At 50.0% G+C, this 16,308-nt stretch carries 12 protein-coding genes; 5 read left to right on the forward strand and 7 right to left on the reverse strand.

The window, feature by feature from the left end:
• The first annotated feature begins 324 nt into the window (after positions 1-324).
• Positions 325-702 carry a DUF7079 family protein gene (locus ACCI51_RS08440; protein WP_371843277.1) on the forward strand — a complete coding sequence of 126 codons (378 nt, stop codon included), beginning with the start codon at positions 325-327 and terminating at the stop codon, positions 700-702.
• A 125-nt stretch (positions 703-827) separates the two neighbouring features.
• On the opposite strand, the gene ACCI51_RS08445 is transcribed toward ACCI51_RS08440, so the two are convergent.
• The 4 genes from ACCI51_RS08445 to ACCI51_RS08460 form a co-directional block, all read right to left on the reverse strand.
• Positions 828-2,729, reverse strand: a complete 1,902-nt coding sequence (locus ACCI51_RS08445; protein ID WP_371843278.1) for a hypothetical protein — start codon at positions 2,727-2,729, stop codon at positions 828-830.
• A 602-nt stretch (positions 2,730-3,331) separates the two neighbouring features.
• The gene (locus ACCI51_RS08450; protein ID WP_371843279.1) at positions 3,332-4,000 is read right to left on the reverse strand and encodes a DNA-3-methyladenine glycosylase I; all 669 of its coding nucleotides are present in this window, start codon (positions 3,998-4,000) and stop codon (positions 3,332-3,334) included.
• A 388-nt stretch (positions 4,001-4,388) separates the two neighbouring features.
• Positions 4,389-4,664, reverse strand: a complete 276-nt coding sequence (locus ACCI51_RS08455; protein ID WP_371843280.1) for a hypothetical protein — start codon at positions 4,662-4,664, stop codon at positions 4,389-4,391.
• 212 nt (positions 4,665-4,876) lie between these two features.
• A complete protein-coding gene (locus ACCI51_RS08460) occupies positions 4,877-6,253 on the reverse strand; it encodes an SLC13 family permease (RefSeq protein ID WP_371843281.1) in 1,377 nt (458 codons plus the stop codon).
• Between the two features lie 361 nt (positions 6,254-6,614).
• On the opposite strand from ACCI51_RS08460, the gene ACCI51_RS08465 reads away from it, so the two are divergent.
• From ACCI51_RS08465 to ACCI51_RS08475, 3 genes are all read left to right on the forward strand, one after another.
• Entirely contained in the window at positions 6,615-7,289 is a 675-nt protein-coding gene (locus ACCI51_RS08465; RefSeq protein WP_371843282.1) for an outer membrane beta-barrel protein, read from the forward strand.
• Positions 7,290-7,472: 183 nt separating this feature from the next.
• Positions 7,473-8,072 (forward strand): SLATT domain-containing protein, encoded by a 600-nt coding sequence (locus ACCI51_RS08470; RefSeq protein ID WP_371843283.1) that lies wholly within the window; start codon positions 7,473-7,475, stop codon positions 8,070-8,072.
• A 22-nt stretch (positions 8,073-8,094) separates the two neighbouring features.
• On the forward strand, positions 8,095-8,604 hold the full coding sequence (locus tag ACCI51_RS08475) for a TrmH family RNA methyltransferase (protein ID WP_371843284.1): 510 nt from the start codon (positions 8,095-8,097) through the stop codon (positions 8,602-8,604).
• A gap of 70 nt (positions 8,605-8,674) precedes the next feature.
• Here the strand turns inward: ACCI51_RS08475 and ACCI51_RS08480 are convergent, their stop codons facing one another.
• The 3 genes from ACCI51_RS08480 to purL form a co-directional block, all read right to left on the reverse strand.
• Positions 8,675-9,559, reverse strand: coding sequence for an aldo/keto reductase (locus ACCI51_RS08480; RefSeq protein ID WP_299587205.1), 885 nt, complete (start codon positions 9,557-9,559; stop codon positions 8,675-8,677).
• 203 nt (positions 9,560-9,762) lie between these two features.
• Positions 9,763-10,086: a TfoX/Sxy family protein gene (locus tag ACCI51_RS08485; RefSeq protein ID WP_299587208.1), complete on the reverse strand. Its 324-nt coding sequence runs from the start codon at positions 10,084-10,086 to the stop codon at positions 9,763-9,765.
• 421 nt (positions 10,087-10,507) lie between these two features.
• Positions 10,508-14,374: a phosphoribosylformylglycinamidine synthase gene (gene purL, locus ACCI51_RS08490; RefSeq protein ID WP_371843285.1), complete on the reverse strand. Its 3,867-nt coding sequence runs from the start codon at positions 14,372-14,374 to the stop codon at positions 10,508-10,510.
• Between the two features lie 411 nt (positions 14,375-14,785).
• On the opposite strand from purL, the gene mltF reads away from it, so the two are divergent.
• The gene (mltF, locus tag ACCI51_RS08495; protein ID WP_299587214.1) at positions 14,786-16,261 is read left to right on the forward strand and encodes a membrane-bound lytic murein transglycosylase MltF; all 1,476 of its coding nucleotides are present in this window, start codon (positions 14,786-14,788) and stop codon (positions 16,259-16,261) included.
• The last annotated feature ends 47 nt before the right edge of the window (positions 16,262-16,308 follow it).

Consider the following 16,308-nt stretch of genomic DNA (forward strand, 5'->3'; position numbering starts at 1 on the left):
AAGAGCAATAGTCACTGAAGAATCAAATACAAATGCGCTCAAATAGTAAACAAATTTTCTTTCCATGCTCACAGCATTGTGCCACTCCAAAGAGGGGGAGGAGCTTAAGGAGATACAACGGATCAGTACCCTTCCAGCATATTATGAGCAATCAAGCTGTATTGATTTCCCTTACCGGTTATTTGACCCAGCCACCCTATAGAAATTAAGTAATCTTTCAAAAAGATAAAACCACACCCTTACCTTTATGGCAGACTTGCGCTGAGTCCAGCAAGACTCACCAACAATCTGGCTTGCTATGCCTCTAACAACCTTAAGGCCGTCATGAAAACTCCGGAAAAAGATATCGAAGATCGTTTAAAAGTATGGGATGCCATGCAAATGCTCTACATGGATACGGATCCAGACTATGAGATTAATTACATCGCAAAAGTCTGCACAAGCTCCAAGTATACGATACAAGATTTGAAATCTATTTTATTCCAGGAAGTTCTCCCAGCTTGTCGCTTTAACTTAATAATGCAACCAGCTCCAGAATGGGCAGGCTTTGAAATTAACTGGCTAAAAAAAAGAGTACTTAGCAAGCACCGTTTCGGGAAAAGGAGGCCAATACTTTTGAGAAAATATACCTCAGACCTTTGGGAGAAAATTGAAACAAACATTCTTCAGCAAAGAGAAAATAGTAAACAAGGGCCTAAATGACGGGCTAATCAAGCTTTAATATTTTTAAGTATTATCATAACGTTCAAGCCCGAACATTGCACCTGAGCAAAAAGGACCCAACACAAAAGCTGAGCCCATCATAAAAAGACCTTTAATCTGACTATCTATTTAGCGCTGTTGGAATGGTAGATCATCGCCTGCCACACATTTTGCTGGCCACCGCCATAATTCTCATGGGTAGGATTCTTAATATAGCTCCAGGCCACCTTACCATTACCGAGATACATCGGCTCATCCAAACCGCCCCACCCATGACTGGGTAACTGCACAGGACCTTCAAGGATATTTAGGTCCGCGTCAATTTCCATCACATAAAAAGCTTTTGGAACTAGGAGACGCATAGCCCCACGGTTGCTATATATTCGGTCAAATTTCAGGTTATCCGAAATACATTGAAACTTAGCATAACCAAATAGGTAACGGCCATTTTTCAAGTCAACTAATTGTGGGTCGCTGACCTGGCAATCTTTATCCTCTACCAGCCATCTAAATCCCTGCCCGTTAATACTGCCATTACCATTGACCTTGGCAATACCGATTCGGGTCAGAGAGGAAGAGTCCAAGGCATCGCCGGAATAAAGATCTTGGCGCTCTATCGAAGGAAACTGAGCATTTTCTGGATACCAACGGTTGTAAGACATGTAGGAAAGAAAGCAATTATACTCGTCATAACCTGAACAATCTTTATCAAAAGGTCCCTCTCCATTATTAGTGTCTACACCCACTTCATCCTGCAGGAACCGCTCCATATCGGTATCTTTAATAAATTTGGGGGAGACAATTACTGACAAATTAGTATCGGCATCCAGAGGGACGACCGTATGCCCTCCACCGTTAGAGACCATCGCGGCGGTTGAGGGTACAAAGTGATTGAAATAACCTTCGCTTATGGAGCCTGAGGTTTCCATTTTGATTGCAATAGTTCCGAGCTGGCCATGAGTATTACCAATCCAGTCATTCCAATCACTAGTACAAAGAGCCCCATACATCTCATTATATGGGTTATAAAAAGAGCGAATATTGACTACATGTCCATCGCCACAGGCCCAATCCCAGCCACGATTATCCGACCCACTCATATTTAATGACCAGTCATTTCTATTAATGATAGTTAAGCCGGCAGAATAGTGAGAGCCGCCGCCATTATCAAATACTCGGGCAGAGACAGAGAAAGCATAACTAGCTCGCCCCTGGCTATCAGTATCTACATAGATTAATTCCTGCGCGCCTAAATGGGTCCCGCCGTGCATTTTGTTAACAACATAAGTATCAGGTGTTTCACTCAGGGGTTCACTATCCCATTCCATCAACCATATTTGATCATTATATTTTTTTTCTTTATCGGTACCTTCAACTTTCTCTAAATTATCCTCCATTTTCATATAAGTGGTGCCATATTCTTCCACCAAGTCACCCTGAATAGCATAGTTCTCATGTGCTCGGTATTCTGTATTACACAATACTGCAACGCGAGAACAGTCCTTACTGGCTGCTATACCATGGGATTCATAGCACTGCTTTAATAGGCTTGCGTTTCCAGTCTGGTCAAAGCTAGAGGTTTCGGGATTATACTTCAGTTCGTAGACAGAACCGTAAGTAGCACCATCTACACTGGCATCCCCAGCGAGCGTTGTGGAAACAAACATACGTGGTGTTTCTGTATCCGTCGCGCAAGTGGCCACATAACTGCGCATGGGGATATCAATATCCCCTTCATTCGACTCACCATCCGTGCGAGCGATATAGTGTGCCATCTGATAAACTTCCTTTGCATTACTCATTGCGTCTGGCAAGGTAATATCCACAGAAGTCAGTGTGGCGAACCCTAATTCTGTGGATTCAACATCGCCCACTATCACGGAAGAGCCCACATTACCTGATCCTCCTTGATTCGAATCATCTTGACCAGTATCCCCACCTGAAGATGAACCGCCCCCGCCGCTGCAAGAAGCCAAAATCACGGTTATTGAAAGTGCCAAGAGCTTTTTATTGAAGATGATTCTCATGAAACCTGCTCGTTCAGTAAGTCGCTGAAAAATTGTTATCGTTTTACGCTTGAGTCAGGATTCCCTAGCTCAGAGCAGCCGCGACCATATCTGCCGTGCAATCGATTGTCTGTGATCTGAGTATTAGGGGAAATGCATACTGGATCATAAATCACCAAAGTTAGGAGCGGCTCAAATGCGCACCCCCCCATAAAAAAGCAAAAATAACCAACCAGCCGGTAATGAACGAAAGAATCATCCAGTGGAGTTCTACTTTTTATAGAAATGTACTAATTGAGCAATCAATCAAAAACGCTGAAACCCAAATAAAAACAACGAAAAAATATACTTATATTCAGCATGCGCAAAAGGACTTAACAGCACCCCCGGAAAAAACCAACATAATCCGCTATTTTTCGCCAAAAATTGTCACTCCACAGTACCTTAAAGCCTCTCAAGCACTTTGGCTTAGCCGAGACTAAAGATGGAGAAAAGCACCTATCTACACGACTATACGCATCGAGTAAAAAATGTAGGGATTTATAAACAACAGCCCCAAGAGATGCGGCATCAAGCCTACTCATCGCTAAATGCATAAAAACTGAGGCAATAACCCTTAAACACTATCCGACCGAAAGGGAGAGTATCTGGCTAATCTCATTCAGACTGCGGTTTGACTGCCCCTGCCAGATTTCAATGGCATTTTGCAATGCGAGCCAATCTTTCTTTGAAGAAGGGGATTTATTCACTACCCCCTCTCTAATCAAAGCTCGGATGGTATCACTGGCAAACACCAACGTATCCACCCCCATGCGGCGAAGGAATACTTGTGCTGTCTTTCCCCCTAATCGATCGCCGCCTTTCCGCAGGTATTTAAGGTTGTCCACATAATTTTCGGTATTCCAGCTGGAAAAATATTCGCCTAAACTCCCATATTCATCAGATAAACACCAAAAGAAATCTGCATTCCTTTGAATGGAGCGAGTTTTTGTCCAATGCTTGATCATCCCTTCCTGACGCATCAGATCATCGAGTGCTTCCTCTGATAAATACCTACAGAAGGAAAGGTCAAATCCGTAAAATATCTTCTCAATATCCGGCCATTTTTTCTCTACGACCTTCCAACTGAAACCTGCTTGGAAAACAGCGCGAGAAGCCGCTGATAGCCACAGGTTATCCGGTATGGTTAATACCTGATCAGATGGCAGCGGCTTTCTAAGTTTCGCTTGAAGCCCACTCATGCCACCGAAGCGGTCGATTACAGGTGCTTCTATCTCAAGAAAATTCCGCATACGAATTACCTATATTTCTTACAACTTTTAAATCTTGCCTGAATCATTCACCGATCACTTATTTACTGGAAAAATATGCAAATCCGAGCATGTCACGGGCTTTAATCACACTAATTCGCCCACTTAGTGTAAAAAAACACTGAATTCTGAACACCTATTTTCTGGCCCATAGGCTTATGAATGCCAACTATATATATCAAACCTTTGATGGAATGGGGTATTTATGTGCTCCCAATCAACCCGCAGCAGTATTGATAGGAACAGAAGTAGGTAGGTTACGAACCATCTTCCTGCAGACCCCTTAAGCTCTAAACAAGATTACCAATCCACCTTATGAAAGATACCTCGATGTAAGGGGTATAATCCTTACATCGCTGAAGATACGTTTTCAGGTAAGCTCATCAACCAAGCGCATTGCATCCTGGGCACCGAGGGGCTGCTTCTTGGTGGGCTCTTGCTCAGATAAACTTTGACTCTGAGCAGGAATACCGGATGTGGACTTGGGCATAGAAACTACCCTGGCCATAGCCTGATATGGATAACCAGCATTAAAGGCCAAGCCACCAATAGGCTTCCAGCCCTCATTCAACAATCTAGTCACTTCCTCTTCCAGACTAGAAAATCCAGATTTCCCAACGGCAACTTTATATTCTGCTTTTTTCACGAATACCCTCCATACCACACACAATGATCACCACTCTGCTCACATTGGAAAACAGGCGGTTACACCTCTAAAGCCAAAGAATGTGGACTCTAGGACAGTTACTCAGTAGCCAAAAGCCTTGAATCGCCAAAAAGATAGTCCTGACTAAGAAACAAGTTTGCGAACTTTGAATTCCTATTCATACGTACACTTTGTCAAACTAAGTAAAAGCATCAGACCAGTATCAACCAGCACATCCCAGCAATAATCAATGATGCCGTCACACTCAGTACTGCACCCTCCCGTACCATATCCTGCATGCGCACTTTACCCGTACCGTAAGCGATCGCGTTCGGTGCTGTGGCAACAGGCAACATAAAAGCACAGCTCGCGCTCATGGCTGCGGGAATCATCAACACCATGGGATCGAAACCTGCGGAGGTGGCGGCTACTGCGAGAATGGGCATCAACAGGGTTGCCGTGGCCGTATTGCTGGTAATTTCCGTTAGGAAAGTAACTCCCAGGCATAAAATTACCAACATCAACCATAAGGGCATGGCGGTCAGGAATGAGAGACCGTTCCCGAGCATGGCGCTCAATCCCGAGGCGGTAAAACCCTTGGCCAAGGCAATACCGCCGGCAAATAACAACAGCATACCCCAAGGGATGGTTTCCGCGGTCTGCCAGTCGAGCAGACGCCCTCCTCGGCCGTTAGGCACCAGGAACATTGCTACCACTGCAGCCAGAGCAACGGTACTGTCTCCTGCAGCTTCAATGTCCAACCAACCACTCCAGCCACCAAATGGGGCATTACGGGTTACCCAAAAGAAAATTGCTACACCGAAAACCAGCAGAGTCCGCTTCTCCTCGGCCCGCCACTCCCCCACCTGTGGAGGCTCGATCTCATTCTGCAAATGGACATTACGCGTAAGCCACAGGGCCATAATTGGTAGGGTGACCAGGGCAACCGGTATCCCGATTTTCATCCATCCGAGAAAACTAAATTCACGGCCTGTCACCTCCTCGTAAATTCCCATAAAAATTACATTGGGTGGCGTCCCCAGCGGTGTACCCACTCCGCCCAGGCTCGCGCCATAGGCAATTCCAAGTATTAGAGCAACGGTGAGGCGTTGATTTTGAATTCGGGAAAGAATTGCCAGAGCAATAGGCAGCATCATCAGGGTTGTGGCCGTGTTGGAAATCCACATGCTGAGAAATCCAGCCGCGAGCATAAAGCCAAGAACCAGGCGCCGGCCACTAGAGACGCCAAAGATACGCAGCATATATAGGGCTAGGCGCTCATGGGCGCCGCTCTTCTCGAGTGCCTTCGATAGAATAAAAGCACCCATCAGCAGCAGTATCACATGGCTGCCCAAGGATGCCGCTACCGTCTTGTGATCAGTCACTCCAAATAGGGGCAGAAGTACAAAAGGTACCAGTGAGGTAGCGGGAATAGGCAGCGCCTCTGTCACCCACCAGGTCACCGTGAGTAGAGTAATCCCGGCGGTGACTGCGGGTAGATACTGCATCCCCATCGCGGTTAAAAGGATATAAAACGCAACCGCTAGTAACGGTCCCAAAACGATAAATTGCTGCCGCATGACCGACATAACTTCTCCCAACCCCAAAAGAATTAACTTTTTTATTCACCCACCCCCAAGAGATTGGCGAAGATCCAACAACCACTCCTCACCTACAGGGGTGTACAAAATACAAGAAAGCAAAAGGATTGCGCAGTACTTTATCTCGGGCAATCCATAGGGTCTGGCCAAATGTGGCTCACCTAAGAGTCGCCAAAAGATGAATTTTCCATTTATCTTTTCGATACCATAAAGCAAATACTCAAAGAGCGACCGATAAACTTCCAGCCCTATAAGTACAAATGTACAATGCGCGTCAATCATGACTTTACGATCTTTAACACTCGGTTTTTAACTCTGTGTCTGCAGTCACTTTCTCTAGAGGTATCCCTTGAAAAAAATCGCTCTCTCCGCCCTGATAGCACTGGCTAGCACTAGCGTTAACGCTGGTGAACAGTCCTTTTATTTGAAAGCCTCTCTAGGGTATGTGCAATTTGACTCCGAAGACCACTTTGCGGTGAAAGAGGACCTCAACTCAACTGGCTACGCTTTTACTTTTGGCTACCGAGTCAATAACTACGTTGCTATCGAAGGCAGCATGGCCAACCTGGGCACTATCCACAGGGATTATGAATTCAGTGTTCACACCCCTGAGATGTACTATGACTATGATGACATCGTGATAGAAAACTACGATTACAAAAGCACAAGTGAAACCAAACTCAAATCCTATAGCCTCGGGTTGGCATTCTCGACGCAAATCCAACAGAACCTAAATGCCGGCTTCCGTTTAGGTGTTCATCAGTGGTGTGAAGAGACCAATGGCAGGAGTACATATTCCGGGACCCGCAGCAGGTATAGCGAAGCTGGAAGGCTCTATGAAGTAGAACCTTCCAATGGGTCCTATAAATGGGACAGCGACAAGGAAAGCGGCAGCAATCCCTACTACGGCGCTGAAGTGAATTGGTCCACCGGTGACTGGGGCATCACCCTAGAGCACACGATCTATGAAATCCAGGATGACAAGTCCAATCTCTCCGCTGTCGGTGTTACCTATAGCTTCTAGCTCAAATGCTAGAAACGTTACCTGTGCAGGTAGGCGCTCACTCACGGCCCGCACAAAGCCCTTGAAAATCTCTGCCTATTAAATAGGCATTCAACAACGCTCCAGTACTTCACCCTGTACATCTCAGCTATATCCGGCAAACTATCGCGGTCAAAAAGAGAGCGAAAGAGACGGAAAGGATTCATGAGTAAGATACCCAATACAGTGGCAGTACTGGATAAGCTGCGCTGGAATGCCCACCTGTGCAAGCACAGTCACTTCCGCGCCTCCATGAAAGGTCGCAACCTTCATGTGCTCTGCGGGGTGCCGGTTGTAGTGGTCAACCTGTTTCTCGGTTCTCTATTCTTTTCTTTGATCAATGCTGAACTTCCAGATTGGACCAAATGGAGTGGCGCTGCCCTGGCCCTGTTGGCCGCCCTACTGGGAGGCGTACAGACCTTTTTTAATTTCAAGAAAAACTACGAGGGACACCGCCAAGTCGGCAATGAATACCTGGCTATTGCCAGGGAATGTGAGCGACTTATTGCCCTTTACTTTGACCGCATCCTCGACCTGGAACACCTCTCCAACAAGATTTCAGAACTCAACACCCGCTATAGTGAAATCAACCAGCGGGCCGAGGAGTTTATTGTTTCCGATAAGGTCTACCGCCAAGCCATCCAGGTGCAAAACCAAAAAGCCAACAGGGAACCCTCACTGGTAGAGCGGATGCGCAATAGCCAAGCCACCGCATCTCTAGAAAACCAACGGACCCGTGGAACGATAGAAAAAACAACGACCTGAATTACTCACCAACAGATTTACCATGCAGAAAGTGCACAGCGACCACTCACCGGAAAGCATCACCCATTCTCTCTGTTATCTGGCAACTGATATTCGCACGCCCAGTAATATCGGGGGCTTATTCTGTATTGCCGATGCCCTGGGGGTTGAGAACGTGTATCTTGCAGGCACCAGTCTGGTGCCACCAAACTCTAAGATACGCAAAATCTCTCGCGCGACAGAACAACATGTTCCCCATTTGTATGCCGAAAACGCCCTGAGCACAGCACTGCAATTACAGGCGCAAGGATATCGGATTGTCTGCCTGGAAATTACGGCCTGCAGCCTAGCGTTAAGTCAGGCCCCCATAGCCAAGGGAGACAGAGTCTGTCTGGTATTAGGTGCGGAAAAAGATGGGGTTGCCAAAGAGCTGCTGGAAATTGCCGATATGACTGTGCATATCCCTATGTACGGGGTTAACTCCTCAATGAATGTCACCTCGGCCTGCGCTATTGCAAGCTACGAGCTGATCCGGAAAATGGCTTCAAATTAATTTTGTCAATAAGAATCAAAATAAAGTTCTCAAGAAAAATTTTATCTGCCCGCATTTCAAAAAGTGAATATTAGTCAGGCACTTTCATCATCATATTTCTTTTGCGAACAAAATCCGGGTCCCCACCAAAACGCTTGTTACAATTTAAGTTATTAATAGCTTGGATGTCAGCGTTACTTAAATTAAATTCACTCAATAAGAAATTACTAAGGATATGATCCAGCACTTCAGATTTTGGCAAGACCACCCTATGCTGCTGAATATTCCAACGCAATATAACCTGAATGGCAGTGACTGAGTATCTCTCAGCTATTTGCACTATCACAGGGTCAACATCTGGCCTAGCCTCTTTTTCTACGGCCTTAAATATAGATCCTGCTCCCAGGGGAGACCTACAACAGATCGCTATCTTATGAAATTGACAGTAATCGACCAGTGGTTGCTGAGTAAAATAGGGGTGTAACTCAATTTGATTACAAACAGGGGGCACCTCAGCAAAGCTAGCGATCTGCTCAATATCAGACTTACGAAAATTGGACAGCCCCAGGGCGCGCACTTTCCTCTGCTGGTATAAGGCCTCCATCGCCTCCCAGGTCTCCCGTGTATAAGCCGGTACCGGCCAGTGAACCAGGTAGAGATCCAGATATTCCAGCTGCAGACGCTCCAGGCTCCGGGCAAAGGCATCGTGTGTTTTCTTGCCGCCCTGCTCGGTATCCCAGACCTTACTCGTAATAAACAACTCTTCTCTAGGCAGACCAGACTCCTTAATGGCTCGCCCCAAGGCGCGCTCATTACCATACACAGAGGCCGTATCAAAGTGCCTATAGCCAATGGCCATCGCTTTCAGGACTACTTCTTTGACATACTCGTCATCCTGTTGCCAACTACCTACCGAAGCCATCCCCAGACCAATTTGGGGGATCTCCACACCGTTGTTAAACTCGAGAAAGTACATAATCGATACCTCCGCCAAAAACCGCAGCGTTTCTCAACACAATAACCAGCGATTTTTGCATTTACATCGCTCGACGCTGAGTTTAGGCGGCTTAAGTTTTTTCGCGAGGAAAACGAAAAAACAGACAGGTAAATAGGTGTCAAACACACGATAAAAATATAGGGCGCCTTAAAACTCAACCCCCACGGCTACGCAAAATCAAGTTATTTGGGTGGCAGTGAACCAGCAAACTCCGCTCCTCGATTCACCCAATCGTCCAGAGCCTGCTCCACGGCATCTTCTTCCACATAAACCATGCCCTTCAAGGGGCGCCCGGTATAATCCATTGGCCTGGTGTAGCGTTCTGCCAGCGCATCCTGATAATTATCGGGGCCTACACGTACCATCAGCTCTTCACCGACCACCCCACAAGCCATATTGCCATTCAACATAAATGCAAGGCCACCAAACATCTGCTTTTCAGAGAGGCCTTGATTTCCCTGTAATAAATTGCGCACTTTTTCTACCAAAGTCTCGTTGTACGCCATGACAATCTCCTTAATCACTTTTGCTGGGTGGGAAAGAGTATTCCGGGTACTGCTGGGATCTACGCCAGTGAAAACGCGACAAGCGGAAGATCAAACGGTGGGAATTTGTGAGCACCTTGCCATGCCAATTCAATGCATGAAGGCGAAGTAAATACTGTGTAATCGATACAGATAACTGCACCATAGCCAGAGAAGTTATTTCGAATAATTCTTTAAGTGTAGCAGGAAATATCTGTGTTGCTTGCGAAAAAGGAAAGAAACGAAAAGGGAGAAGCCAATAGAGGACTAGAGTGTGATTAGCGCCAAGCTTGACTCTGAACTACACGAAAATTTTTGATGACGTATTAAAGTATTCCCCCGCTTATTTAGCGGGCCCATAAAAACTGGCACCCCGATATAATATCGAGGTGCCAGAAAGGCTTTAGTCAACAAAAACTCGAGCGTTGCGGAACAGGCGCATCCAGCCGGAGTCCTCTTTCCACTCATCCGGATGCCAGCTGTTGCTGACCGCGCGAGCTACGCGCTCGGGGTGCGGCATCATGATAGTCACACGGCCATCTTCGGAACACAGGGAGGTAATACCATTGACCGAGCCGTTGGGGTTGGCTGGGTAGGTCTGGCTTATTTCACCTTGGTTATTGAGGTAGCGCATGGCGATGGTCCCGGAAGCCTCACACTTCTCCAGTGCCTGCTGGTCCGTAAATTCCACCCGGCCTTCGCCGTGGGCAACCGCTACGGGCATATAAGTGCCGGCCATTCCCTTAAAGAGCACTGAGGGGGAATCCTCAACGCCGACCAGGGCAAAGCGCGCCTCATACTGTTCCGACAGGTTGCGCACAAAGCGCGGCCAGTGGTCGGCTCCGGGAATCAGCTCTTTGATCACGGAGAACATCTGACAGCCGTTGCACACCCCCAAACCGAAAGTATCCTTGCGGTTGAAGAAGCCTTCAAACTGATCGCGGGCACGCTCGTTAAACAAGATAGTTTTGGCCCAACCCTCGCCGGCGCCGAGTACGTCACCGTAAGAGAAGCCACCACAACCTACCAGGCCCTTGAACTCATCCAATGCCACACGGCCCGCCAGGATGTCGCTCATATGCACGTCCACGGCATTAAAGCCGGCGCGGTGGAAGGCGTGCGCCATTTCCACCTGGCTGTTGACACCCTGCTCACGCAGTACGGCAACTTTCGGACGAATACCCTTGGCGATATAAGGCGCGCTGATATCTTCGTTGATATCGAAGGTGAGATTCACCGAAAGGCCCGGGTCTTCCTGGGTAATCGCGGCAAATTCCTGCTCGGCACAGTCGGCGTTATCGCGCAGAGACTGAATGCGGAAGCTGGTTTCCGACCAGATCTGCTGCAGCTCAGCGCGGGAGCGCTTGAAGATCTCCACACCATTATTGGTGATGCACAGGTGCTCATTGTTGTTCAGGTAACCGATCTGATGCGCGGGAACCCCAACAGCGGCAAAGCGCTGTACCAGCATCTCCGCTTCACACGCGGGGACCTGTAATACGGCACCCAGTTCTTCACTAAACAATGCGGCAATCGGGTCTTCACCCAGCTCGTAGATTTCCACATCAAGACCCACACGACCGGCAAAGCCCATTTCCGCCAGGGTCGTAAAGAGGCCGCCATCCGCGCGATCGTGGTAAGCCATGATCAGGTCTTCGTTCAGCGCCTTCTGTACCACCTCGAAGAAGCCTTTTAGCTTCTTGGCGTCATCCAGGTCCGCGGGCGTATCGCCCAGCTCATTGTAGACCTGCGCCAGGCAGGAGCCGCCTAAACGGTTTTTGCCGGCACCCAGGTCGATCAACAGTAGTTCACTCTCACCTTTGTCGGTGCGCAGTTGCGGGGTAACGGTTTTACGGACATCGGTAACCGGGGTAAACGCGGTAATGACCAAAGATAGCGGTGCGGTAACCGCCTTCTGCTCGCCCTCTTCCTCCCAGGCTGTGCGCATAGACATAGAGTCCTTGCCCACCGGAATGGTGATATTCAGTTCCGGACACAGCTCCATGCCCACCGCTTCAACGGTGCGATAGAGTTTTTCCTCTTCGCCCGGGTGGCCTGCGGCACACATCCAGTTGGCAGAGAGTTTTATGTCGGAGAGCTGTTTGACCGGAGTACAGGCAATATTAGTGATCGCCTCACCTACCGCCAAACGACCAGAAGCCGGTGCATCCAACAGTGCCACCGGGGTGCGCTCCCCCATAGACATGGCTTCACCGGCATAGCTGTCGTAAGCAACGGTGGTCACCGCGCAGTCCGCCACCGGTACCTGCCAGGGGCCGACCATTTGATCACGCGATACCTGGCCAGTTACGGTGCGGTCGCCAATGGTAATCAGGAAGCTCTTGCTGGCTACCGTAGGCAGGCGCAGCACGCGCTCAGCCGCTTCATTGAGATCGATATCTGCAGTGGCGAATGCCTTGGTCTCAGCCCGACGCGTCTCTGCCTCGCGGTGCATGCGCGGCGGCTTGCCGAACAATACAGACATGGGCAGATCCACCGGCTTGGACTCAAACTTGGTGTCATTCAGTAGCAGATGCTTGTCTTCCGTGGCCTCACCGACAACGGCGTAAGGCGCGCGCTCGCGCTCACAAATTTGTTCGAAGCGTTCCAGGTCTTCCGGCATTACTGCCAGTACATAGCGCTCCTGGGATTCGTTACACCAGATTTCCAGCGGACTCATGCCGGGCTCATCGCAGGGTACATTGCGCAACTCGAAATTACCGCCAGTGCCGCCATCCTTCACCAGTTCGGGGAAGGCATTGGACAGGCCACCCGCACCCACATCGTGGATAAAGGCAATGGGGTTAGTCTCACCCAGCTGCCAACACTGGTCGATCACTTCCTGGCAACGGCGCTCGATTTCGGGATTCTGGCGCTGCACCGAGGCAAAATCCAGGTCCTCAGAGCTGGAACCGCTGGCCATACTGGAGGCGGCACCCCCACCGAGGCCGATCAACATAGCCGGGCCACCCAGTACCACTAGCTTCGCGCCAGGGGAAAACTCAGGTTTATCTACATGCTCTTCGCGGATATTGCCGTAACCACCGGCGAGCATAATCGGCTTGTGATAGCCACGGCGCTCGCCGTCAAAATTCTCTTCAAAAGTCCGGAAGTAACCGCAGATATTCGGGCGACCAAACTCATTGTTAAAGGCGGCGCCACCAATGGGGCCCTCGATCATAATATCCAGGGCGGTAACGATACGCTCGGGTTTGCCGTAATTGGATTCCCAGGGCTGTTCCCAACCGGGAATTTGCAGGTTGGAAACGGTAAAGCCCGTCAGACCTACTTTCGGCTTGGAGCCTCGGCCCACCGCGCCTTCATCGCGAATCTCACCACCGGCACCGGTACCCGCACCAGAGAACGGTGCAATTGCGGTGGGGTGGTTGTGCGTTTCGACTTTCATCAGCAAATGAATCGCTTCACTGCTGAAGCCGTATTCTTTGCTATCCGGATCCGGATAAAAGCGCCCAGCCACATTGCCCACCACAACGGCGGCATTGTCCGCATAGGCAGACAGGACATTGTCGCCGCCTTTCTGGTAGGTGTTCTTAATCATGCCAAACAGGGAGTGCGGCATTTCTTCGCCGTCGATGGTCCAGGTGGCATTAAAGATTTTGTGGCGGCAGTGCTCGGAGTTCGCCTGGGCGAACATCATCAACTCTACATCGGTAGGATTGCGCTCCAACTCCTGAAAGCTGGTGAGTAGATAATCGACCTCATCTTCAGCCAAGGCCAGCCCCAAAGTTACATTGGCCTCTTCCAGCGCTTCGCGGCCGCCTTCGAGAATGTCCACGCCGCGCAGTGGGCGCGGAGCCTCCTCTACAAACAACTGCTCCGCCTGTTCGAGATCGCTAAATACCACCTCAACCATGCGGTCGTGCAACAGCGAAGCCAATGCCTGGCGCTCAGCTTCATCGAACACCACACCGCTGAGGTAGTAAGCGACACCGCGCTCCAGGCGGTGGATCTGGGTGAGCCCCGCATTGTGGGCAATATCGGTGGCCTTGGAGGACCAAGGGGAGATAGTGCCCGGACGCGGTACCACCAGGATCAGCTCACCTTTCGGCGCGTGCTTCTCTTCAGTGGGACCGTACTGGAGCAATCGCTCGAGCAGTGCCATCTCCTTGTTATCCAGTGCGTCGCTATCTGCAAAGTGTACGAACTCGGCGTAGAGATCGTCGATGGTCGGTTGCAGCGCGCGCAATTGGTTGAGCAGTTTCTTATGGCGGAATTTCGACAGTGCGGGAGCACCACGCAGAACTAGCATTGCGGGAGGTTGCCTCTTATCTGAATGAGAAAAAATGCGCGAAAGAAGAATCGCACAAGGCCCCGGAAATTTGAGAGGCGCAATTGTACCCGAAGCATTGCAACACCAACACACCCGCCCTGCACTTCAGTACACATGAACCAATTACCAATCAAAATGTTCAAAAGGCGAACAAATTTGATAGTAAATACACGGTTATCGCTAGACGCCGAATACCTCCTACAAAAGTCCCAACTTTTTTTCAAGCGCACAGGTCACAGTGACCAAAAGCCAAATTGGGCAGATTGTCATCAAATAAGGTAAAATTGGCGGACTGTGCCAGCACTGACCAGGAAGCCCTGGTGGCAATAGCCCACCAGGCCTTAGGCATAACAGCGATATAAACAACGGACAAGCTACAGGGGACAGCCTATGATGATGAGAAGCCGAGTGCTGCGCTATGTCCGCCGCGTGTGCAAAGGGCTCGCCCTAACCTGCTGCGCTTCCCTGCTAGTCGCCAGTAAAGCGCCGAGTACCCTTGAGCGCATCAAAGCCTCCGGCGAGCTGGTTGTCCTCTCGCAAAACGGCCCCACCACTTATTACGAAGATGCCTCCGGCAACCCCACCGGTTTTGAGTACGGCATGCTGCACGCCTTTGCCGAAGAGCTCGGGGTTAAACTGGTTATCCGTGATGTGCACAGCCTGGACGATATGTTCGAGCGGCTACGCGACCCCGACGAGGGTGCCCACTTCGCCGCCGCCGGCCTCACTGTCACCCCCGAACGCCGTGAACAGGTGCGCTTTTCTCCCTCTTATTTCGAGGTCCGCCAACAAATTATCTACCGCGTAGGCGAGAAACGCCCGCGCAAAACCAGCGACCTAGAAGGAAAAACCGTCGCGGTGATCGCCGGCAGCGCCCACGCCGAGGAAATGAAAAAATTATCCCGGCGCTACCCGGGCTTGCACTGGGAGGAAATCTCCGATGTGGACGCCATGGAGTTAGTGGAGATGGTGCAGCAGGGGCAGTACAGCTATGCAGTGGTAGATTCCAACGCCTACGCGGTGCATCGCGGCCTCTACCCGAATACGGCTGTGGCTTTTAATCTCAGCCAATTTCAACCGGTTTCCTGGGCCTTTCCCAAGAGTGATGACGACAGCCTGTACCAGAGTGCACGCCTGTTTATGTTGCGCGCCAATACCAATGGCATGATCGCGCAACTACGTGAAGAATTTTTTGGCCATGTCAGCGACCTAAATGTGGGCGGTGCCCAAGCATTTGCCAAACGCAGCCGCGAACGCCTGCCGAAGTGGCGTGGTGCAATGCAAAAGGTAGCCGACCAGTACGAACTGGATTGGCATCTATTGGCGGCACTCAGCTACCAGGAGTCCTACTGGAATCCTCGTGCGCGCTCACGCACCGGGGTACGCGGCCTTATGATGCTCACTTTAAATACCGCCAGAGATCTGGGAGTAAACCGCCTCAATCCCGAAGAGAGTATCGAGGGAGGCGCTCGCTATATTGTGCAGATTCGCAACAAACTGCCGGAGCGTATTCGCGAACCCGATCGGACCTGGATGGCGCTGGCCGCTTATAACGTGGGCTACGGCCACCTGGAAGATGCCCGTGTTCTCACCGAGCGCATGGGCAGCAACCCGGACCTGTGGCCCGATGTACGCGATCATCTGCCGTTACTGGCCAAGCGCCAATACTACAAATCCACCAAGCACGGCTACGCGCGCGGCTGGGAGCCAGTCACTTACGTTCAGAATATCCGCCATTACCAGGCCCTGCTGAGCTGGAGCAGTCGCATCGCAGAACAGCGCTTGGCAGCCAATGATGAAAACGGCGGCGTTCTCGCGGAAAACAGTGCCGTGGAAGCCGAGGCCAGTGCCGCCCCCGCACTCTAGGAGTTCCTAAAACTTTCTCCCGACAGAGTATCAAGCGGCTTTCTTCA

Origin of the sequence: Microbulbifer echini, from assembly GCF_041447225.1 — a bacterium.
Lineage (GTDB): Bacteria > Pseudomonadota > Gammaproteobacteria > Pseudomonadales > Cellvibrionaceae > Microbulbifer > Microbulbifer echini.

What these genes read in the sequence shown, in the direction of transcription:
- ACCI51_RS08480 (WP_299587205.1), bottom strand. Translation starts at nt 9,559, where the DNA reads ATGTACTTTCTCGAGTTTAACAACGGTGTGGAGATCCCCCAAATTGGT.
- ACCI51_RS08470 (WP_371843283.1), top strand. Translation starts at nt 7,473, where the DNA reads ATGAGTAAGATACCCAATACAGTGGCAGTACTGGATAAGCTGCGCTGG.
- ACCI51_RS08485 (WP_299587208.1), bottom strand. Translation starts at nt 10,086, where the DNA reads ATGGCGTACAACGAGACTTTGGTAGAAAAAGTGCGCAATTTATTACAG.
- purL (WP_371843285.1), bottom strand. Translation starts at nt 14,374, where the DNA reads ATGCTAGTTCTGCGTGGTGCTCCCGCACTGTCGAAATTCCGCCATAAG.
- ACCI51_RS08440 (WP_371843277.1), top strand. Translation starts at nt 325, where the DNA reads ATGAAAACTCCGGAAAAAGATATCGAAGATCGTTTAAAAGTATGGGAT.
- mltF (WP_299587214.1), top strand. Translation starts at nt 14,786, where the DNA reads ATGATGATGAGAAGCCGAGTGCTGCGCTATGTCCGCCGCGTGTGCAAA.
- ACCI51_RS08450 (WP_371843279.1), bottom strand. Translation starts at nt 4,000, where the DNA reads ATGCGGAATTTTCTTGAGATAGAAGCACCTGTAATCGACCGCTTCGGT.
- ACCI51_RS08475 (WP_371843284.1), top strand. Translation starts at nt 8,095, where the DNA reads ATGCAGAAAGTGCACAGCGACCACTCACCGGAAAGCATCACCCATTCT.
- ACCI51_RS08460 (WP_371843281.1), bottom strand. Translation starts at nt 6,253, where the DNA reads ATGTCGGTCATGCGGCAGCAATTTATCGTTTTGGGACCGTTACTAGCG.
- ACCI51_RS08445 (WP_371843278.1), bottom strand. Translation starts at nt 2,729, where the DNA reads ATGAGAATCATCTTCAATAAAAAGCTCTTGGCACTTTCAATAACCGTG.